Below are 20087 nucleotides of genomic sequence, written 5' to 3' on the forward strand. Positions count from 1 at the left end.
TGATGAGGCGAGGTGTCTGATGACCACGTACGAGCTCGGCCCGGTCGCTCTGCCGACCAAGCGCGCCACCGGCTGCCCCTTCGACCCGCCCGCCGAGCTGGCCGAGCTGCGCGAGGAGCGGCCGGTCAGCCGGATGACCTACCCGGACGGGCACGTCGGCTGGCTGGTGACCAGTCACGCCGCCGCCCGCGCCGTGCTCGCGGACGCGCGGTTCAGCGCGCGGGCCGAGTTGCAGCACACCCCGGTGCTCACCTTCGCCGGGGAGATCCCGCCCGCGCAGCCCGGGCAGCTCATCACGATGGACGCGCCCGAGCACACCCGCTACCGGCGGTTGCTCATGCGCCAGTTCACCGCGGCGCGGTTGAGCTCGCTCGAGGCGGGCATCCGGCGCATCGTCACCGAATGCCTTGACGCGCTGGAGAACGCGGGCCCGCCCGCCGATCTCGTGTCGATCTTCGCGACGCCGGTCCCGAGCCTGGTGATCGGGGAACTACTCGGCGTGCCCGAGGCCGACCGCCAGCTCTTCGCCATGCAGACCGACGAGGTCGCGGCCATGACCGACCCCGAGGCGATCATGGCGGCGTACGGCAGGACGGTCGGCTACATGTACTCGCTGGTGGCGGCCAAGCGCGCGGCGCCGACGGAGGGCGACCTGCTCGGCGCCCTCGTCGTCGACGGCGAGCTGACCGACGAGGAGCTGGTCAACATCAGCATGATGCTCTTCGTCGGCGGTACCGAGACCACCACGAACATGATCGCGCACGGCGTGTACGCGCTGCTGGAGAACCCGTTGCAGCTCAAGGCTTTCCTGGCCGACCCGAATGCGCAGGCGATCGAGGAGCTGTTCCGCTACCTGTCGATCCCGCAGTACGGCGTCCCGGTGCGCGCGGCACTGGAGGACGTGGAACTGGAGGGGCAGCTGATCGCGGCGGGTGAGACCGTGACGATCTCGGTGCCCGCGGCCAACCGCGACCCGCGCGTCTTCACCGACCCGGACAAGCTGCTGCTCGACCGCGCGAACTCCGCGAGCCACGTGGCGTTCGGGCACGGTGTGCACCGGTGCCTCGGCCAGCAGCTCGCCAGGATGGAGCTGCGCATCGCCTACACCGCCCTGTTCGAGCGCTTCCCCGCGCTGCGGCTCGCCGAGCCCGGCGTCGTCCCGCGCATGCGCGAGAGCGATGTGATCTACGGGCCGAGCAGTCTTCCGGTGGCGTGGTGAGCAGGCGGTGGGGATGAGGGGTGGTTCGTGGGCGCGGGTGGTCAGCAGGTGAAGTTGACCCGCACGGTCACCGGAACTGGTTCTGGTCGTTGAACCCCTTGACCTCCACGGCGGCCAGCCCCTGGTTGCCCTGCGGTCTCGGGTTGCAGTGCTGCCGGTAACCGGCGTGGCACCGGCGACCACGCCGACAACGTTGCGAAGCTTCGACATACCCAATCCTCTTCTCTTTCACAACCCGCACCATGACGGGCTTTTCTCGCCCTTCACTGGTTCCGGACAATCGATCGTCCGGATATGGGTTCACGTTCCGAGAAGAACTTCATGAGGTAGTCGGGCAATCTCGGTGAGCAACGCGTTGGGAGCCGACGGCGAGTCGAACTGCGCCGAACGGCTCCCAACTGTGCGGCCCGCCGGAGCAGTCACCGGCCGCGGGAACAGAATCGTTTAACTGCGACTACCCTTGATCCAGCCGAGGTAGTTGCGGAAGTAGCTCACGCTCTTCGCGTGGCCGATCCTTCCCCGCACACTGGTCGAGTAGAAGCCACCGGCGCCGTCCGCGACGCCGACGTGCCCCCACTTGCTGGTGTTCCAGAACACGAACGCGCCCCTCGGCGGCCGCCCGGTGGTGTGCCTCGGGCCCTCGGCGCGCCAGTGCGCGATCGCCGACGGGTGGACCCTGGTGCGATTCCAGGACAGTCGCGCGGCGCGCTCGCAGTACCCCTCGAACGCGGTGCTGCCCAGGCGCGCCCGGAACCAGGCGATCGCGTGGTTGGGGTTGTTGTCCACGCCCCCGTCCGCCTCGTCGGGCGGCAGCACGCCTTCCGGCGTCGCTACGCTCGGGTCGAGGATGTCGGCCTCGGTGATGGGACTGAAGAGTTCCTCGGAAGCGGTGGTCCCGTCCGCCGGCGCAGGTGCCGCTTCCGCCGCGGAGGTGCCGAGCAGGCCGAAGACAGCCAGCGCGACCGCTATTCCTCTGGCTCGATTCACTACCGTTGCCCTCATGTTACCCCTATCGCTTGTGGACATCGCAGGAAATGCCCGCAGCAAAGGGTGGAGCAGCACGCCTACATATCGCCTACAAAATGTGAGCGATGGAAAAAATGACACGGACTGTCCGACCACCGCACCACAGGCGAAAATCGACTGGGCTGTTCGTCGCTACAGTCTCCGGCCATGAGCGCTGATTGGCTGGCGGACACCCGTCGCTCCTATGACACCGTCGCCGCGAGCTACACCGACCTGCTCCGCGACAGGCTCTCCGGGCTGCCGTTCCTGCGCTCGGCGCTGGCGTTGTTCGCCGAGCTCGTCCGTGCCGACGGCGGCGGCCCGGTCGCGGACGTGGGCTGCGGGCCGGGGCACGTCACTGCCCACCTGCGCGCTCTCGGCGTTGACGCGATGGGCGTCGACCTCTCCCCCGCGATGATCCGCATCGCCCGCGCGGAGCACCCCGGCACGCGGTTCGAGGTGGGTTCCATGACCGACCTGGACCTCGCCGACACCTCGCTGGCCGGGCTGCTCGCCTGGTGGTCGTTGATCCACATCCCGGATGAGGACGTGCCGGGGGTGTTCGCGCACTTCAAGCGCGTGCTGCGGCCCGGGGGCCGCCTGCTCCTCGGGTTCCACCTCGGCGACGAGTCACGGCTCAAGACGGAGGGCTACGGCGGTCATCCGATGAACGTGCGCGTCCACCTGCGCCGACCCGCCACGGTCGCGGACTGGCTGCGGGACGCGGGGTTCACGATCGAGGCGGAAGTGCTCCTCGAGCCCGACGGGCGGCTCCCAGGGGGCATGCTCTTCGCACACCGCCGGAACGAGACCGAGGAGCAGTGATGCGTTTCCTGCTGATGCACAGGCTCGACGAGAGCGCGCCGGAGTGGAACCCCGGCCAGGAGTTCGTGGAGGAGGTCGGCGCCTTCGTCCAGGAGGCGGCCGAGCAGGGCGTGCTGCTCACCGGCGAGGGGGTCCACCCGTCCGAGAAGGGCGCACGGGTCCGCAAGACCGCCGACGCGGGCATCACCACCACCGACGGGCCGTTCAGCGAGGCCAAGGAGGTCATCGGCGGCTTCCTGGTGATCAACGCCAAGGACCGGGCCGAGGCCGTCGCCTTCGCCGAGCGCTACGCCGCGATGTTCCAGGACGTCGAGATCGAGGTGCGCCAGGTCGTCGAGGAGGAAGACCTGCCCTGACCGCTCAGACGCTGCGCAGCACCGACACGACGACGCCCAGCACCACGGCGCGGTCGCCGTCGATCACGTCGTAGGCGTCGTTCCTGGGCTCCAGGTACACGTGGCCGTCGCGGCGGCGGTACACCTTGACGGTGGCCTCCTCGTCGATCATCGCGGCGACGATCTGCCCCGAGTGGGCCTCGTTCTGCTGCCGCACCACGACGATGTCGCCGTCGCAGATCGCCGCGTCGACCATCGAGTCGCCCCGCACCCGCAGCCCGAAGACGGTGCCCCGCCCGGTCAGCTCGCGGGGCAGCGTCAGCACGTCGTCGATGTGCTCCTCGGCCGAGATCGGCGTTCCCGCGGCGATGTCGCCGACCACGGGGACGGGCACCGCGTCACCGGACTCCCGGGCCGAGGACGACTGCCGCAGGAACAACCGCACGTCCATCGGCCGGGAGACCGTGCTGCCGCGCCGCAGGAAACCCCGCTCCTCCAGGCTCGCCAGGTGCTTGGACACCGACGACGCGGAGCGCAGGCCGACCGCCTCGCCGATCTCCCGCGTGCTCGGCGCGTAGCCGTACTCCTGCACCCAGTCCCGGATCGTGGCCAGGATCTGCAACTGGCGCTGCGGCAGCGTCGAGGTGTCGAGGTGGTCGAGATCGTCGTAGGCGGTCACCCGCGGAATGGTAGATCGACCGCTCCTAGAGCCCGAAAGCGAGCAGGACGTAGCCCTTGTCGTTGTTGTAGGTCGGGTGGTAGCCGGAGTGGACGTACATCATGCCGTCGACGACCACCGCGCCACCCGCCGCGGAGATCCCGCTGCCGCGGCCGGTGATCCCGTTGACACCGTGGAAATCCCGCACTGTGTCGAACTCCCACAGCACCCGGCCGTCGCGCGCCGAGTAGGCCCGCATCTTGCCGTCCGCGCTGCCCTCGTAGACCACGCCGGGCGTCGTCGAGACCGCGGGCCGGTTGGCGAGAATGCACTCGTCCGGGTACTGGGCGGAGCCGCCCCAGCCGCACCCGTTGGCCGGGTTCGGCGTCTTCCAGAGCAGGGCGCCGGTGGCCGGGTCCAGCGCGTGCAGCGCGCCGGGCTTGGCGTCGTTGGTGGCCACGTAGAGCCGCTCGCCGTCGTAGCTGCCGCCCCAGAGGATGCCCGACTGGCCGAGGTCGTTCGGCCGCGGCTTGGACAGCTGCCGCTGCCAGACGAACTCACCGGTGCGGGCGTCGAGCACGTGGTAGATACCGCTCTTCTGGCCGATGCCGACGAGGGTGCGGCCCTTGACGGTGAAGACGTTCGGCAGCGAGCCGATGTCGAAGTCCAGCGCCGTGCCGTTCTCCATGCCGGGGCAGTGCCCGGGCGGCGCGGACGGGTCGACGCAGATCAGGCGCCAGGTGTCCGGGTGGGTCATCTGGCGCTTCCACCGCACCTTGCCGGTGAACGCGTCCAGCGCGAGCACGGTGTCGCTGTCGCCGGTGGTGCCGGTGTAGTTCTGCCCGGTGCCGATGAAGACCGTCCCGGTGACGGGGTCCACCGACGGCGAGGCCCACACCGCCGCGCCCGAGGGCTCGAAGCGGGTGGCGCCGCTCGGCCACGTGCCGACGGCCTTCGGCTCGGGCACCGTGTAGTGGCGCCAGAGCACCTTGCCCGTCACGGCGTCGATCGAGGCGAACTGACCGCGGAAGGTGCAGCACGGGTAGTCGGCGGCGGCCGAGCTCTCGTCGCTGGAGACACCGACGAAGAGCTTGCCCGCGAAGTGGATCGGCGAGCTGGTGATCAGTGCTTCCGCGTGCGTGTCGAGGCGGGTGGCCCACTCCAGCGCGCCGGTGCTCGCCTTCACCGCGTACATGTAGCCGCGCAGGTCACCGAAGTAGACCTTGCCCCCGGCCACCACCGGGCTGTTGCGCACGACGGCGCGGCGCAGCTCCGGGTCGACCGTCTTCAGCGTGAAGGTCCACTTGGTGGCGCCGGTCTTCGCGTCCAGCGCGTAGAACAGCCCGTCCGGCCCGCCGAAGTACATGATCCCGTCGACGATCGCGGGCTGGCTGTGCGCGGTGAGGAACGGGACCTTCGGGAAGGCGAAGGCCCACTTGAGCTTCAGGTCGGCGACCGTGCGCTCGGTGATCTTGCGTTCGGCGGCGTTGTGCCTGCTCCCGACGAGGTCCTTCTGCCAGCTCGTCCACTCCGCCGCGCGCCCTTGGACCTGGCCGGGCGGGGCGGCGGACACGGTCGTGCCCGCGAGGCAGAGTGCGAGGAGCGCGATCAGGACACTGCCTGATCGGAGCCTGCGTCGTCCGAGCACGCGCGGTCCCTTCGTCTGGATCTCGTCAGGGTGGAGAGCGGTCCCACCGGGGACAAGCATGGCGCGGGCGGACTACCGCGTCGTCATGCTTTCGGTTCGTTCTCCACCCCTCCCCGCGCGCAAAAACCTGGACCATCACGCCTCTGCCCGAAAGGTCGTCGCGAGTCAGTTCCGCTTCTGCACCGCGTGGTAGGTCACCCGGTCGGGACGATTGCAGTTCGCCTTGCTCTCACCCTGGCCCGGCTTCAGCCATGGGCCTTCGCGGAAGTAGACGCGACCGCTCGCCGGGGTGCAGGTGATGGTGACCCGGTAGAAGCCGGTCCGGCGCGCGCAGATCGCGGCGCCCCCGGTGCCGTAGTTGGTCACCCGGCTGCTGCAGTGGGTGGGCGATGCCTCGGCCGTCGCGACCAGGAACGTGCCCCCGCCGGCGACGGTGGCGAGTACCAGGAGTCTGGCCAGTGCTCTCCGCATGATCTGCCTCCCTGCGTCGTGTGTGCTGACGGCGCGTGACCGTAAGCGCGCCGACCGGGAGGGGTCCCGCACTGGCTAGAGTGCCTGCGGACAGCCATTTCGGAAGAGCGGACGAGACCATGCCGGGCGCACCCCACGACCACGGCCCCGCCCGGCGCCGACTAAGATCAACAATGGCCCGGAGGCCCGGAGGCCCGGAGGCCCGGAGGCCCGGAGGCCCGGAGGCCCGGAGGCCCGGAGGCCCGCTTCCCGCTGAGCGATCTCCCGTTCTTGTCGTCAGGATGGGTTCGTGCTGGCGCATCGGGCCGGGGTAGACGTGGGCGGTAATCCCCCGCGCCACGGCCCCGCTGCCCAGGACGCGCACCGCTGGTCCACTTTCGGCGACGAGCCCGTGATCCTGGCGGTCGGGCGCACCCTCACCTCCACGATCCGCCTGCTCGAAGCGCTTGAAGCGTTCCTCGGCGACACGCACGTGGAGATCGTGTTCACCGTCAACGAGACCTCGCGGTTCTCCGCCGGAGCTGTCGACCTGATCACCGCGCTCTCCGCGAAGTACATCGCGTGGGAGAACGTGCCGCGAAGCCGCTACCACCTGGTGATCACGGCGAGCGAGAACGTGGACCTGGAGTGGTTCGACGTCCGCGCGCCGATCCTCGTGCTGCCGCACGGCATCGGTTTTCACAAGCTCGTACCGGACTCGGAGAGCGCCGGGACCCGGCTCTCCGGCTTGGTGCCCGCGCACCGCTTGCCGGGCAGGCAGGTCTGGCACCTGGTGACGCAACAGGAGCAGGCAGAGCAGCTGGGCGCGGCCTGCCCGGAGACCATCGGGAAAACCGTGCTGGGCGGGGACAGCAGCTACGACGCGCTGCTCGCCGGGACGCCGTTGCGCGCGCACTACCGGAAGGCCCTGCGCGTCGCCGACGACCAGCGCCTGGTGTTGATCACGTCCACGTGGGGCGCGCAGTCGATCCTGGGGACCTGGCAAGAACTGCCGGAGCGGCTGCTCGCGGAGCTACCGGCCGACGAGTACCGGGTGGCCGCCGTCGTGCACCCGAACGTCTGGACGTGGCACTCCGACTGGGATCTGCGACGGCGCCTGCACAACGCGGTGGCAGCCGGACTGCTGCTGATCCCGCCCACTCGGGGTTGGCACGCCACGCTGATCGCCTCGGACGTGGTGATCGGCGATCACGGCTCAGTGAGCTTTTATGGTGCTGTGATGGGGAAATCGCTGCTCCTGGCGGCGTTCGGCTCGGAGATCGTCTCCGGTACCGCACTGGCGGACCTCGGCAAAGTGGCCGATCGGCTCGACGCGCGCACCGGCCTGCGCGAGCAGATCGACCTGGCGCTGGCCAAGCACGATCCACACCGTTTCGACGGGATCACCAAGCGCGCCTTCGCGATGCCCGGTGCCGCGGCGCCGTTGCTGCGGAAGATCTGCTACGACCTGCTGGGCCTGGCGGTGCCGGGGACGGACGTGCCTTTGCGCGCTGCCGCCGATCCTGCTCCCGATGACGCCGAGGTGTTCTCCCACGAGGTTCGTGGGAGCTTGGCGGATTCGACGATCACGCTGACCCGTTGCCCCGCAACGGTTCGTGGTCGTCTTCCCGAGGCCACCGCCGACGAGTTGCGGCACCTGGTCGTGCGCTGGGGTGAGCGGAACGTCCTGCTGTTCGACATCGCGTCGATCATCGTGGGACAGGATCTGTCGGAGACACTTGACAGGTATCCGGGTTGCCGCATCGCGGCAGTGTCCACTGTGGATGGATGCGAAGCACTGATTCGCGGCGGCAAAAGGGTTTCCGTTGAGGGCAAGTCCGATGTGGCGGCACTCGCGTCGGCCGTCTACGTCGCGCTGCTCGAAGGCGTTCTGCGCGAAGGGGAACTGACGCTCCAGGTCGGCACGAACCGGAGCACCGTCGTCCTGCGCCCCTACTGATCCAGTTCGGCGAGCCGCGCTTCGAGCTTGGCCGCTTCCGGGCTGCCAACGCTCTGATAGATCTCCAGCGCGCGCTCGAACTCGGCCTTCGCCGCGGCCATGTCGCCTTGCCGGACAAGGACCTCGGCGAGGCTGACACGTGCTTGTGCCTCGTAGTGGGTGACCTTGCTGTCCACCAGGGTCGCGATCGCAGCCCTCAGGTCGCTCGCCGCTCTCGTGAGATCACCGAGCGCGGCGAACGCCTCACCTCGGCTGGCCAGGACCCGCCCCGCCATCCTGCCTTCCGACCACAGTCCTTCGAGCGCGCGGTCCAGCTTCTCCAGCGCTTCGTCGACGCGACCCTGGCGCAGGAGGTTGCCTCCCAGGAAGTAGGTCGCGAGCGCGACGCCGCGCCACTCCTTCGCCTTCGCGTTGAAGTCGATCGACTTCAGGTACGCCTCTTCGCCACGCACTGGGTCCACGTTGTCCCAGTAGCGCCCGTAGAACTCCCACACCGAACCGAGCAGCACGTTGTCGCCCGAGTCCTTGAGGAGGTCGAGGGCGATCTCCAGCTCCTGGCGGGTCCGGTCCAGGTTCCCGAGATCGGTGTAGGCGCGGGAAACCGTGATGCGCAGGCGGGCTTCGGCGCGCTCGGCACCCACGGCACGAGCGGCGGCGACGCCAAGGTCCGTTGCCTCCAACCAGTCCGCGATGTAGCGCCGGTTGAAGTACAACGCGACCAGTGCTTCGGCGAGCTGCCAGGTCGGCTCGTGCCATCCGCGCTCGGCACTGGCGCGCAGCACGGCGAGGAGGTTCGCGCGTTCGCTGTCCAACCACTCCAGTGCCTCGGTCTTGTCGCTGAAGGGGTTGCGGTGTCCCGCCTTGAGCTTGTCGTGGTCGGCGATCCGGGTGCGGGTGCCCATGACCGCCTGGTCTGCGAATGCCGTGTACGCCAGGTAGTACCCGAGAACCTGGCGGAGAACGTGGTCGCGCGACTCGGGGGTTTCCTCTTCCCTCGCGCGTTCCTCGGCGTGACGGCGGATGAGGCCGTGGAAGCGGAAACGGTCGTCGCGCTCCTCGATGAGGTTGACATCGACCAACTCCCCCAGCAACGCCACGGCGTCGTCGGAGACCAACGCGGCGACGTCCGGGGTGATGTCGAGGACCGGCAGGACGCCCAGCCCGCGGTAGAAGCGCGCGAGCGGCTCCGACAGGTTCCGGTAGGCGTTGTCGAAGACCGCGGCCACGATGCGCTTCCTCCCGATCGTCAAGAAGTCCAGCCCGGTCGCCGCCTCGGCCTGCGCCACCAGGTCGGCGAGCCGCAGGTGCCGCTCGTGCTTGAGCCGCCCGGCGACGACGCGGAGCGCGATCGGCATCCCGCCGCAGAGCAGCACGATCCTCCGCGCGGCCTCCGCATCGGCGTCAATCCGCTGCGCGCCAACGGTTTTCCGCAGCAACAGCAGCGCGTCGGCCTCGGGGAGCCCGGTCAGCTCGCAGTACTCCGCGTCGTCGAGCACGAGCTCCGCCAGCCGGTGCCTGCTGGTGACCAGGACCGCGCTGCCCGCCGAGTTCGGCACGAACGGGCCGACCTGGGCGGAGTCGATGACGTCGTCGAGCACGATCAGCGCCGCCTCGGGCATCCGGGACCGGAGCATCGAACTGCGTGCGGCGAGGCCGTCCGGGATCAGCCACTGGGGCACTCCGCACGCCCGCAGGCAACTCGCCAGGGCCTCGCCGACCGCCGACTCCATCGAACCGGACTCCTGGCGGAAGGCGGCGAAGTCGACGTAGAGCTGTCCACCGGTGAACCGGGCGGCGACGCGGCCGGCCCACTTGTGCGACAAGGCGGTCTTGCCGACCCCCTCCGGCCCCTGGACGACCGCGATCCGCTTGCCTGAGCCCAATGTGTCCAATATGGACAGATGGTCCTCGCGGTCGACCCACACCTCCGGCGAGGCGGGAACCTGGCGCGGCAGCACGTCCGCGGCCGAGGGGAGGTGGATGTGGTTGTCGCCGTGGTGGGTGCCCGCCTGGACGGAGATGCCGTGGACGTCCCGGACCTCGTTGCGGACGTGCGGCCCGTCCGAGCCCGCTGTGCTCATGTCCACTCCCGGCCGCGCTCGCACTCCGTGATCGAAAACCCACGGTACGGCATCGCCGCACGCGGGGAGCGCGCTTCCGGCAGCTGCCTCAGGCGGTCTCGTCCGGCCGGAAGACGTCCTCGATGCGGCACTCGAAGAGCCGCGCGATACGGAAGGCGAGAGGCAGGCTCGGGTCGAACCTGCCCTTCTCGATCGAGATGATCGTCTGCCTGGTCACGCCCAACCGCTCGGCGAGCGCCCCCTGCGACAGGCCGTGCTCGGCGCGCAGGCGCGGGAGGTCGTTGTCCACGGCTAGATCAGCAGCGCGGTGACCGTCACCCAGAAGGCGTCCCTCGACGCGCGGAGGTCGATCATCCGCTCCACCCGTGCTCACTGGCCTCCGCGGGTGGCGGGGGCTGCCGCGAGGTGAACCGGTGAACCACGAGCGCGATGACGAGGGCCAGGACCGAGCCGCCGATCGCCGCGTAGCCCCCCGCTTCCGGCGCGAACGCGAGCATGACGAGCGGGATGGAGCAGACCGCCCGAGCTCAGGCGATGCCGCCGTTGACGCGGAGGGTCTGGCCGTTGACCCAGCGCGCCGGTCCGGCCAGGAACGCGACCGCCTCGGCGATGTCGGCGGGGTGGCCGAGGCGCTCCAGCGGGGGTTGGGCGGCCATCCTGGCGACGGTCTCCTCGCTCTTGCCGTCGAAGAACAGCTCGGTCGCGGTCGGCCCGGGGGCCACCGCGTTGACGGTGATGTCCCGCCCGCGCAGCTCACGCGCGAGGATCATGGTGATCGCCTCGACCGCGCCCTTCGTGGCCGCGTAGACGCCGTACCCCGGCAGGGAAAGACCCAGCACCGAGGTGGAGAAGGTGATGATCGCCCCGCCGTCGCGCACCCGGCGCGCGGCCTGCTGGGCCACCGCGAAGGTGCCGCGCACGTTGATCCGGTGCACCCGGTCGAACTCGTCGAAGTCGGTGTCGGCGATCGGCTTCAGCGCGTTCAGCACTCCCGCGGCGTGCACGACGACGTCCACGCCGCCGTACTCCTTCTCGGCCGCGTCGAAGAGCCCGGAGACGGCCTCCGGATCGCTCACGTCGGCCTTGTGGGCGATGGCGCGCCCGCCCGCCGAGGTGATCGCCTCGACTGCGGCGGCGGCCTCCGCGTCGTTGCCCGCGTAGTTGACGACGACCGGGAACCCTTGGGAGGCAAGGCGTTGCGCCACCTCGCGGCCGATTCCCCTCGATCCGCCGGTGACGATCACGACTCGCGTCTGCTCGGTGCTCATGTTATCGACGATAACACTATGCCGTTAGCGGTGCTATCGATTGATCTCCCGCAGAACGGGTAGCTCTGCGGGATGCGCATCGGATACACGTTGATGACCGAGCAGGCCGGACCGAAACAGCTGGTCAGCCACGCCGCCGCGGCCGAGGCCGCCGGGTTCGCGTTCGAGGTCTGCAGCGACCACTACTCGCCCTGGCTGGACGAGCAGGGCCACGCGCCGTACGCCTGGAGCGTGCTCGGCGCGGTCACCCAGGTCACCGGCCGGGTGGAGCTGATGACGTACGTGACCTGCCCGACGATGCGCTACCACCCCGCCGTCGTCGCGCAGAAGGCCGCGACGCTGCAACTGCTCTCCGGCAACCGGTTCACCCTCGGGCTCGGTTCGGGCGAGAACCTGAACGAGCACGTCATCGGCAAGGGCTGGCCGTCGCTGGACGTGCGGCACGACATGCTGGCCGAGGCCGTGCAGATCATCCACGGGCTCTTCGACGGCGGGCACTCCAGCTATGCGGGCGACCACTTCCGGGTGGACTCGGCCAAGCTCTGGGACCTGCCGGAGGCGCGCGTGCCGATCGCGGTCGCGGTCTCCGGCGCCGAGTCCATCGCGCGGTTCGCCCCGGTCGCCGACGCCATGATCGCCGTGCAGCCCGAGCAGCGGATCTGCCGCGAGTGGGACGAGCACTGGGTGGGCCGGGCCGAGGGCACCGCGCGCAAGATCGGCCAGCTGCCGGTGTGCTGGGACGCCGACCGCGACGACGCGATCGCCAGGGCGCACGAGCAGTTCCGCTGGTTCGGCGGCGGCTGGAAGGTCAACGCCGAGCTGCCGGGCACCGCGGGCTTCGCCGGGGCCACCCAGTTCGTCACGCCGGAGGACGTGGCGGCCTCGATCCCCTGCGGGCCGGACGTGGAGCCGATCCTCAAGAGCGCGCGGGAGTACGCCGACGCGGGCTTCACCGACCTGGCGCTGGTCCAGATCGGGGGCGAGCACCAGACGGACTTCTTCGCTTTCGCGGCACAGGAGCTGCTGCCCGCGCTCAGCGAAGCGATGTGAGATCCCGTGTCGCTGCCCGGTCCACATAGGACTCCGGACGACACTGGGCGGGAGGGCAGCGCAGGGAGGTAGCCGTGGACCAGGACGAGTCGGTGACACAGCTGAGCCTGTTCGAGCAGGCACCGGCCGACGCCGGGCAACGCATTCCCGAGCAGCGCGCGCCGGACGCGCTGCTCTGCCCGAGCTGCCACCGCGCCCCGGCCTCCTCCCCCGAACAGCACGCCAGGGACATCGACCAGCAGTGGCTGGAGATCACCGCGGCCGGGCAGATCGCCGTGCGCCGGTTCTGCGCCGCCTGCCAGCCGCACCACGGCCTGGAGTTCCTGGCCTGCGAGCTGTGCGGGCTGGACCTGTTCCTGATCGGGGAACTGGCCAACGAGGTCGCCGCGGACCGGCTGCCCACGGTGCTGCTCACCTGGCTCGCCGCCGAGGGCTGGAACCCGCACCCCGTGCTGACCTGTCCCTCGCACGCGCGCTGACCCCGGGTGGTCGCGCCGTTCCTGGGTCCGACGGGACCTGGTTGGGGCTGCCCGCCCGATGCAGGCTCTGCGCCGTCAAGCACGGCACACACCTGGGAGTTGGGCAATGACCACCTGGTTCATCACGGGCGCGTCCCGCGGTTTCGGCCTGGAGATCGCGCGGCAGGCGCTGGAGCGCGGGGACTCCGTCGTCGCCACCGCCCGTGACCCGCTGAAGGTCGAGAGCGCGCTCGGCGCGCACGCGGAGCTGCTCGCCGTCGAGCTGGACGTGCGGGACGCCGAGCAGGCACGCGCGGCCGTCGACGTGACCGTGCGACGGTTCGGCCGGATCGACGTGCTGGTCAACAACGCGGGCCACGGCCAGGTCGGCGCGGTCGAGGAGACCAGCGACGAGGAAGTGCGGAAGCTGTTCGACATCAACGTCTTCGGCCTGCTCACCGTGACCAGGGCGGTGCTCCCGGTCATGCGCCCGCAGCGGTCGGGGCGGATCCTCAACCTCAGCTCGATCGGCGGGTTCGTCTCGTGGCCGGGCTGGGGCGCGTACTGCGCGACGAAGCACGCCGTCGAGGGGTACTCCATGGCCATGCGCCAGGAGCTGGGCCCGCTGGGCATCCAGGTGACCTCGGTGGCACCCGGTCCGTTCCGCACCGACTTCCTCGACCTCAGCTCGTTGCAGACCGCGCAGGGGCGGATCGACGACTACGACGCCAGCGCCGGGGCGATGCGCGCGTGGGCCGCCGAGACCAACCACACCCAGGAGGGCGACCCGGTCCGCGCCGCCGCGGCGATCCTCGTGGTGGCCGACGCCGAGCGGGCCCCGCTGCACCTGCCGCTGGGGTCGTCGGCGGTGGCGGGCATCGAGGCGAAACTGACCGAGATCGCCGACGACGTGAGGCAGTGGCGCGAGATCGCCGAGTCCACCGACTTCCCGGATGCCGTCGACGGCCGACTGCCATAACACCACGCGATTGCTCGCATCATCGCGAGTTATGCCCGCCCGGGTTGTTAACGGGCGGGCTTCTCCGGTGTGGACCACAGACCGGCGAGCAACAGCCGCACCTGCTCCGGCGGCCACGCGTCGGCAATTCGAAAAACCGCCGTTGTCGCCACCAACAGCAGATCCGGATCAACATCGGAGCGCACGATTCCGAGCTGCCTGCCGTTGTCCATGACGTCGGTCAGCCAGGCCGCGAGCCCGGCCCCGTCCGTTCTCTCCAACGCCGCCGAGGCGAGTGCGAGATCATCCGGATTGGCGGCGAGGTGCTCCTTCACCCGCGCCGTGCGCTCCCCGAGCTGGGCCCAGAAGCGGGTGGCGCCCCCGGCGGGCACCCAGCGCCCCAGACTGGCGATGAGCTGGGCTTCCACATCTTCGAGCACGGTGCCGAGCAGATCGTCGCGGCCGTCGAAGTAGTGGTAGGCCGCGGTCTTGGAGATACCGGCGGAAGCGATGATCCGGTTGTAGGAGGCGTGCTGCGGGGACTCCCGCGCGAAATGCGCCCTAGCCACGCGCAGTATCTCGGCCCTACGGTCTCCCGGCAGACGGGTGAAGCGCGGCAGCGGCATGTGTACCACTGGTACACCCCACCGGTTCGCACCGCAAGTCAACACCCCACCTTAATGGCACCTTAAAATGACCGGAACAATTCCTTAGATTGACCACGAAGAGTACGTAAACAATTTCCCCGGAATTCTGTTAAAATCGATCCGAGCGCCAGGTCTTGTCGTTACGTGGGGTGCACGTCACAGTTTTGCCGTCACCCCTGCACGGTTCTTCTTCACCCTGCGAAGGAATCGTAATGACACTTTCTCGTTCCAGACTGCTCGCCGGGCTCACCGCCGCGGCCCTGCTGCCGCTCGGCGCGGGCACCGCCTCGGCCGCGCCCGCCTTCGACCCGCGGATGGTCTCCGCGCTCGCCGCCGAACTGGGCGTCAGCGCCCGGGAGGCCACCGATCGCCTCCACGCCCAGGTCGAACAGCAGGGCAAGCTCACCCAGCTCCAGGGCGCGGGGGCCGTCGACGGCGCGTTCTTCGACGCCGCGGGCCGCCTGGTGGTCAACGCGACCTCCGACGCCGGAGCCGCCAAGGCCGCCGGGCTGGGCCTGACCACCCGGCGCGCGGCCAAGGGCGAGTCCGGGCTGCTGGCGATCAAGCGCGAGCTCGACGGCGTCGCGGCGGCGGGCGTCCCGGTCGGCGTCACCTCCTGGCAGACCGACCTGGCCACCGACACCGTGACGGTGCGGGTCAGCGACGAGACGCGGCCCGAGGCGCGGGCCCTGCTCGCCGCGGCCCGGCGGCACGGCGCGGCGGTGCGCGTCGAACACGACAGCACCCCGCTCGCCGCGCACGTCTCGGTCTCCCCCGGCGCGAAGATGACCTTCTCGGCCAGCGGCGGCGGCTACTGCTCCGTCGGCTTCGGCGCGCGGGACGGCGCGGGCAACCGCTACCTGGTCAGCGCGGGCCACTGCCTGAAGGACTCGCGGCCGCTCTACAGCGGGACGACGCAGTTCGGCACCACCACCAACACCCGCTTCGCGCAGGGCCGGGCCAGTGTGGACATGGGCATCGCCAAGATCGACGGCGAGGACTCCATCGCCACCAGCGTGTACACGCACGGCTCCAGCGCGGGCAGCCCGGCGGTGCGCGGCGCCGCGCGGACCGCGGTCGGCGGGGCGATGTGCAAGTCCGGCGCCACCAGCGGCTGGACCTGCGGCACCGTGCGCTCCTACGACGTCTCGGTCACCTACACCGACCCGAACGGCGGGCCGAGCACCACGGTCACCGGCCTCGGCAGCTCCACGGTGTGCACCATGCCCGGCGACAGCGGCGGCGCCTACATCTCCGGCGACCAGGCCCAGGGCATGACCTCCGGCGGTCCCATCGGCCAGCAGTGCACCTTCAACGGCGGTGCGCAGTCCGGCAAGTCCTCGTACTTCCAGCCGTTGACCGACGCGCTGTCGCACTACCGCCTGACCCTGACCACCAGTTGACCCGGCGACACCTTCGGGGGGTGTTTCGGCAATGACCCTGGCCCACCAGATCCCAGCCCACCAGATTCCGGCCCACCAACTTCCGACCCAGCAGCGCACGATCGACCAGGAGCTCAGCGAGGTGCTGCGGACCGGCCCGTTCGACCTGGCGCTGCGCACCGCGCTGGACCGGCGCGGGCTGCCGCTGGACCGGATCCAGGACCGGCTCGCCACGCTGGGTGTCACGGTCAGCCTGTCCACGCTGAGCTACTGGCAGCGCGGGCGGCGGCGTCCGGAACGGGCCGACTCGCTGCGCGCGGTCGCGCTGCTGGAGGACATCCTCCGGCTGCCGCGCCGGTCGCTGAGCAGCCTCATCGGGCCGCCGCGGCCGCGCGGGCGCGGGGTGCGCACCCCGGAGCGGCTGAGCCTGACCGACCTCTACGGCGCCGACTCCGACGTGAGCAAGGCGCTGGGCACCTCCTACGAGCACATCAACATCAAGCTCGACGCGCTTTCCTTGCACGACAAGGTGACCGTGGGCGCGGACCGCTGCATCCGGCGCATCCGCTCCTGCCAGGTGCAGCGCGCCAACGCCGACGGCGCCGACCGGCTGGTCGTGATCTTCCGAGGGGACGCCGAGCAACCGCTGCCGACCGGGCTGCGCTCGCTGTCCGGGCAGCGCTGCGTGACGCGCTTCGACCGCGAGCGGATGGTCATGGTCAACGAGCTGTTCTTCGCGCGCAGGCTGGCGAAGGGCGAGAGCGTGCTGGTCGAGTACGAGGTGCAGTTCGACGAGGCCGGTGCCGCGGCGAGCACCTCCTACGAGCGGTGCCTGCGCACCAACGTGCCGCAGTACCTGTTGCAGGTGCGGTTCGAGGGCGAACTGCCCGCGCACTGCCACCGCTCCACCAGGCTCGGCCTCGGCGCGCGGGACGACCGGCGGGCGGTGAGCGTAGACCTCACGCGCATGGCCTACCTGCACGCCCTCGACTGCCAGAAGGGCTTCCACGGCATCACCTGGAACTGGTAACCCCAACGTTTACGTGCTGAATGAGTCATTGGGGTGGTTGAGCGCACCGAATGACTCATTCAGCACGTTCAACGGAGCGAATGAGTCATTGGGGCGGCCCACGTGGGGTGGCGAGCTAGAGTGGGTCCGGCCCATCGCGCCCCGCACTCCCCGCACCACCGCCTTCCCCTTCGCCCGTGCGTCGCATCGCTGGGCCGGGGCGGAGGAGAGACGCCCGTTTCGTACTCTTAACGGGAAATTAGAGCGCTCTAAAGCCCGATAAGAGTACGAAACGGAAAAACCGGGCTGGGTCGGGAGGGCGGGGCCAGGGTGGGGCTAGTGGTACTGGTACTCGGTGATCCGCCAGGCGGGGCCCTCGTTCCAGGCGGCCTGGATGCGGGAGAGCGACGTCGGCGAGGAGAAGGTGACGACGACGGAGGTGGCCGAGGTGCGCTCCACCTTCACCGCGTGGCCGGACACCGGGCGCGCGGTGAGCACGGAGACGTCGTTCTCGGCGAAGCGCAGCGTCGAGTCACCGCCCCTGGTGCGGACGGTCCGGGTCTGCGGCTCGGGCTGACCGAGCGGGCTGGGGTCGGTCTGCGGCCTCGTGGTGGTCGTGGTGCCGGGCCGGGACGTGGAGGGCTTGGTGCCGTTCTCGGTCGGCCGGAGGCTCGACGACGGCGGGGTGGTCGCGCTGGGGCCCCCGGGACCGGGGTGGGGGCCGGGCGGCTGGATCGGGATGCCGGAGGGGCCGCGGCTGGTCGGATCGGTGGCGCCGGGCACGGAGGTCGGCGGGCCGAGCGCCACCACGTCGGTCGCGCGGGGGCTGTCGGCGCCGAGCTGGTCGAGCAGGTCGATGCGTCCCGGAGCGGCCGCGACCAGCACGGAGCGCAGGCCCAGCCAGGCCATGCCGACCGCCAGGACCGTCGCCACCAGCCACAAGCCGAGATACCCCAGCCGCCGCTTCATCACTCTATCGTGCCATCACCTGGCAAGACCGGTTAACGTGCCGCCATGCCATCGGTGCTGCTGGTCGAGGACGACGACGCCATCCGGGGCGCCGTGGTCCGGGCGCTCAACGACTTCGGCTACGTGACCTACTCGGTCAGCACCGGGTTCGACGCGTTGCGCGAGGTCACCAGGGCGGTGCCGGACGCGGTCGTGCTGGACCTGGGCCTGCCGGACATCGACGGGGTCGAGGTGCTGCGGATGATGCGCGGCATCTGTGACGTCCCGGTGATCGCCGCGACCGCGCGGGACACCGAGGCCGACATCATCCGGTTGCTGCGCGAGGGCGCCGACGACTACCTGGTGAAACCGTTCTCCGGGGAGCACCTGGCGGCGCGGCTGGCCGCGGTGCTGCGCCGGAGCAGGCCGAAAGCGGCGGAGCGCGCGTTCTCGGCCGGGGCGATCACGGTGGACCTGGACAGCAGGCAGGCGCGGCTGGCGGGCACCGAGCTGAAGCTGACCCGGCGGGAGTTCGACCTGCTGGCCTACCTGGTCGCCCGGCCGCACAAGGTGATCAGCCGGGAGGAGCTGCTGGCCGAGGTGTGGCGGCTGCCGCCGGGCCGGGACGACCAGACGCTGGACGTGCACGTGTCCTGGCTGCGCCGCAAGCTCGGCGAGAGCGCGTCGGCGCCGGTGTACCTGCACACCGTGCGCGGGGTCGGGATCAGGCTGGAGATCCCGGGTGCGCCGTAGCCTGGCGCTGGTCTCGCTCGCGGTGACCTCGATGGTGGCGCTCGCCTTCCTCGTCCCGCTGATGCTGGTCGTCTACGACCTGGCGCGGGACCGGGCGCTGACCGAGGCCGAGCGGCAGGCCAGCGCGCTGACCCCGGTGCTGGCGATCACCGCGGACCCGCTGACCATCGCCACCGCGCTGGCCTCCACCGAGTTCGGCCTGGCGCAGCGGATCGCCGTGCACCCGGCGGAGGGCGGCCAGATCGGCACCAGCCGGGCCAGCCGCGAGCAGCTGACCGAGGCGATGCGGCGCGGTCACGCGTCCACTGTGGACGTCATGGACGGCAAGGTGGTCCTGCAACCGGTCGCGCTCGGCGAGCGCCGCACGGCGCTGGTGGAATCGTTTGTGCCGCAGGAAGAACTCGAGCGCGGGGTGACCGAGGCGTGGGTGTCGCTGACCGCCGTCGCGCTCGCGCTGGTGCTGCTGTCGGTGCTGATCGCGGACCGGCTGGGCACCAGGGTGGTGCGCTCGGCCCGCACGCTCGCCGAGGGCGCGAAGGCGATCGGCGCGGGCGATCTGGGCACGCGCGTGCAGGTGTCGTCCCCGCCGGAGCTGGAGCGGACCGCGGCGGCCTTCAACGGCATGGCGGAACGGATCGGCGGACTGGTGACCGCGGAGCGCGAGCTCGTCGCGGACCTCTCGCACCGGCTGCGCACCCCGCTGACCGCGCTCCGCCTCGACGCCGAGACGCTGGGCGAAGGTCCTGGGGCGCAACGCATCCGCAGTGCGGTGCACGCGCTGGAGCGGGAGGTGGACGAGATCATCCGACGGGCCCGCAGGGGCCTGGTGGACGGGGACGCGACGGGCTGCGACGCCGCGCTGGTGGGCCGGGAGCGGCTGGCGTTCTGGGCCGCGCTCGCCGAGGACCAGCACCGGCCGTGGCGACAGGTCGGCGCGGATCACCCCGCGCCGGTGCGGATCGCCCGCGACGAGCTGGCCGCGGTGCTGGACGCCTTGCTGGGCAACGTTTTCCGGCACACCGAGGAGGGCGTCGGATTCGCGCTCGGGGTGCGCAACCGGGCCGGGGTGGTGACGATCCTGGTCGACGACTCGGGCCCGGGGATCGCCGATCCGGAGGAGGCGCTGAGCCGGGGCACGAGCGGGGCGGGCTCCACCGGGCTCGGCCTGGACATCGCGCACCGGGTGGTGCGCGCGGCGGGCGGGTCGCTGCGGATCAGTTCCGGGCCGATGTCCGGCACCCGGATTCGCCTCGACCTACCCGCCGCGGACGCGAGCACCGGGGTGTCGCGGTCTTCACGTGCGGCAGACCCCGCCGATGATCACCGATAACCACCGCGAACCCGGGGGTTCGCCGTCATTGCCGGTTTCCGGCGCGAGGGTTCGTGGTACTTGAAGACCAGCCGACCCCTCCGGGCGGGGAGGTGCGGTGGGG

Annotated in this window: 21 protein-coding genes; 11 read left to right on the forward strand and 10 right to left on the reverse strand. The window is 70.6% G+C overall.

Annotated elements, in window-relative coordinates; all coding sequences use genetic code 11:
* Nucleotides 1-19 precede the first annotated feature (19 nt).
* The gene (locus NLX83_RS19150; protein WP_254236443.1) at nt 20-1219 is read left to right on the forward strand and encodes a cytochrome P450; all 1200 of its coding nucleotides are present in this window, start codon (nt 20-22) and stop codon (nt 1217-1219) included.
* 444 nt (nt 1220-1663) lie between these two features.
* Here NLX83_RS19150 and NLX83_RS19155 read toward each other — a convergent pair whose 3' ends face one another.
* Nucleotides 1664-2206 (reverse strand): hypothetical protein, encoded by a 543-nt coding sequence (locus tag NLX83_RS19155; RefSeq protein ID WP_254236444.1) that lies wholly within the window; start codon nt 2204-2206, stop codon nt 1664-1666.
* 186 nt (nt 2207-2392) lie between these two features.
* Here NLX83_RS19155 and NLX83_RS19160 point away from each other — a divergent pair, with 186 nt between their 5' ends.
* Together NLX83_RS19160 and NLX83_RS19165 are read left to right on the forward strand one after the other, a co-directional pair.
* Nucleotides 2393-3049 carry a class I SAM-dependent DNA methyltransferase gene (locus NLX83_RS19160; RefSeq protein WP_254236445.1) on the forward strand — a complete coding sequence of 219 codons (657 nt, stop codon included), beginning with the start codon at nt 2393-2395 and terminating at the stop codon, nt 3047-3049.
* On the forward strand, nt 3049-3405 hold the full coding sequence (locus tag NLX83_RS19165; RefSeq protein WP_254236446.1) for a YciI family protein: 357 nt from the start codon (nt 3049-3051) through the stop codon (nt 3403-3405). Before NLX83_RS19160 ends, NLX83_RS19165 begins: the two co-directional genes overlap by 1 nt.
* Before the next feature lie 4 nt (nt 3406-3409).
* On the opposite strand, the gene lexA is transcribed toward NLX83_RS19165, so the two are convergent.
* From lexA to NLX83_RS19180, 3 genes are all read right to left on the reverse strand, one after another.
* A complete protein-coding gene (gene lexA, locus NLX83_RS19170; protein WP_254236447.1) occupies nt 3410-4063 on the reverse strand; it encodes a transcriptional repressor LexA in 654 nt (217 codons plus the stop codon).
* Nucleotides 4064-4088: 25 nt separating this feature from the next.
* Nucleotides 4089-5690 carry an outer membrane protein assembly factor BamB family protein gene (locus tag NLX83_RS19175; RefSeq protein ID WP_254236448.1) on the reverse strand — a complete coding sequence of 534 codons (1602 nt, stop codon included), beginning with the start codon at nt 5688-5690 and terminating at the stop codon, nt 4089-4091.
* Nucleotides 5691-5855: 165 nt separating this feature from the next.
* A complete protein-coding gene (locus NLX83_RS19180) occupies nt 5856-6161 on the reverse strand; it encodes a hypothetical protein (RefSeq protein ID WP_254236449.1) in 306 nt (101 codons plus the stop codon).
* A 289-nt stretch (nt 6162-6450) separates the two neighbouring features.
* On the opposite strand from NLX83_RS19180, the gene NLX83_RS19185 reads away from it, so the two are divergent.
* Nucleotides 6451-8100: a hypothetical protein gene (locus NLX83_RS19185; RefSeq protein WP_254236450.1), complete on the forward strand. Its 1650-nt coding sequence runs from the start codon at nt 6451-6453 to the stop codon at nt 8098-8100.
* Here the strand turns inward: NLX83_RS19185 and NLX83_RS19190 are convergent.
* The 4 genes from NLX83_RS19190 to NLX83_RS19205 form a co-directional block, all read right to left on the reverse strand.
* Nucleotides 8094-10181 (reverse strand): NB-ARC domain-containing protein, encoded by a 2088-nt coding sequence (locus NLX83_RS19190; protein ID WP_254236451.1) that lies wholly within the window; start codon nt 10179-10181, stop codon nt 8094-8096. The two genes, NLX83_RS19185 and NLX83_RS19190, sit on opposite strands and share 7 nt — an antisense overlap.
* 88 nt (nt 10182-10269) lie before the next feature.
* Entirely contained in the window at nt 10270-10470 is a 201-nt protein-coding gene (locus NLX83_RS19195; RefSeq protein ID WP_254236452.1) for a helix-turn-helix transcriptional regulator, read from the reverse strand.
* 61 nt (nt 10471-10531) lie between these two features.
* Nucleotides 10532-10678, reverse strand: coding sequence for a hypothetical protein (locus NLX83_RS19200; protein ID WP_254236453.1), 147 nt, complete (start codon nt 10676-10678; stop codon nt 10532-10534).
* A 30-nt stretch (nt 10679-10708) separates the two neighbouring features.
* Nucleotides 10709-11449, reverse strand: a complete 741-nt coding sequence (locus NLX83_RS19205; RefSeq protein ID WP_254236454.1) for an SDR family oxidoreductase — start codon at nt 11447-11449, stop codon at nt 10709-10711.
* Nucleotides 11450-11521: 72 nt separating this feature from the next.
* Here NLX83_RS19205 and NLX83_RS19210 point away from each other — a divergent pair, with 72 nt between their 5' ends.
* The 3 genes from NLX83_RS19210 to NLX83_RS19220 all read left to right on the forward strand — a co-directional run bounded on the left by NLX83_RS19210 (nt 11522) and on the right by NLX83_RS19220 (nt 13936).
* On the forward strand, nt 11522-12499 hold the full coding sequence (locus NLX83_RS19210; protein ID WP_254236455.1) for a TIGR03557 family F420-dependent LLM class oxidoreductase: 978 nt from the start codon (nt 11522-11524) through the stop codon (nt 12497-12499).
* A 74-nt stretch (nt 12500-12573) separates the two neighbouring features.
* Nucleotides 12574-12978 (forward strand): hypothetical protein, encoded by a 405-nt coding sequence (locus NLX83_RS19215; protein WP_254236456.1) that lies wholly within the window; start codon nt 12574-12576, stop codon nt 12976-12978.
* A gap of 106 nt (nt 12979-13084) precedes the next feature.
* Complete coding sequence (locus NLX83_RS19220) at nt 13085-13936, forward strand: oxidoreductase (protein WP_254236457.1); 852 nt, start codon at nt 13085-13087, stop codon at nt 13934-13936.
* 47 nt (nt 13937-13983) lie between these two features.
* Here NLX83_RS19220 and NLX83_RS19225 read toward each other — a convergent pair whose 3' ends face one another.
* Nucleotides 13984-14484 carry a TetR/AcrR family transcriptional regulator gene (locus NLX83_RS19225; protein ID WP_254236458.1) on the reverse strand — a complete coding sequence of 167 codons (501 nt, stop codon included), beginning with the start codon at nt 14482-14484 and terminating at the stop codon, nt 13984-13986.
* Between the two features lie 290 nt (nt 14485-14774).
* On the opposite strand from NLX83_RS19225, the gene NLX83_RS19230 reads away from it, so the two are divergent.
* Nucleotides 14775-15965, forward strand: a complete 1191-nt coding sequence (locus NLX83_RS19230; RefSeq protein WP_254236459.1) for a S1 family peptidase — start codon at nt 14775-14777, stop codon at nt 15963-15965.
* A gap of 31 nt (nt 15966-15996) precedes the next feature.
* The gene (locus NLX83_RS19235; RefSeq protein ID WP_254236460.1) at nt 15997-16974 is read left to right on the forward strand and encodes a hypothetical protein; all 978 of its coding nucleotides are present in this window, start codon (nt 15997-15999) and stop codon (nt 16972-16974) included.
* Between the two features lie 315 nt (nt 16975-17289).
* Here the strand turns inward: NLX83_RS19235 and NLX83_RS19240 are convergent, their stop codons facing one another.
* Nucleotides 17290-17922 (reverse strand): hypothetical protein, encoded by a 633-nt coding sequence (locus tag NLX83_RS19240; protein ID WP_254236461.1) that lies wholly within the window; start codon nt 17920-17922, stop codon nt 17290-17292.
* A 45-nt stretch (nt 17923-17967) separates the two neighbouring features.
* On the opposite strand from NLX83_RS19240, the gene NLX83_RS19245 reads away from it, so the two are divergent.
* Both NLX83_RS19245 and NLX83_RS19250 read left to right on the forward strand, forming a co-directional pair.
* Entirely contained in the window at nt 17968-18654 is a 687-nt protein-coding gene (locus NLX83_RS19245) for a response regulator transcription factor (protein WP_254236462.1), read from the forward strand.
* Nucleotides 18644-19984 (forward strand): sensor histidine kinase, encoded by a 1341-nt coding sequence (locus NLX83_RS19250; protein WP_254236463.1) that lies wholly within the window; start codon nt 18644-18646, stop codon nt 19982-19984. The genes NLX83_RS19245 and NLX83_RS19250 overlap by 11 nt, the downstream gene beginning before the upstream one ends.
* Nucleotides 19985-20087: the final 103 nt, after the last annotated feature.

This window comes from Allokutzneria sp. A3M-2-11 16, assembly GCF_024213555.1.
Taxonomy (GTDB): Bacteria; Actinomycetota; Actinomycetes; order Mycobacteriales; family Pseudonocardiaceae; genus Allokutzneria.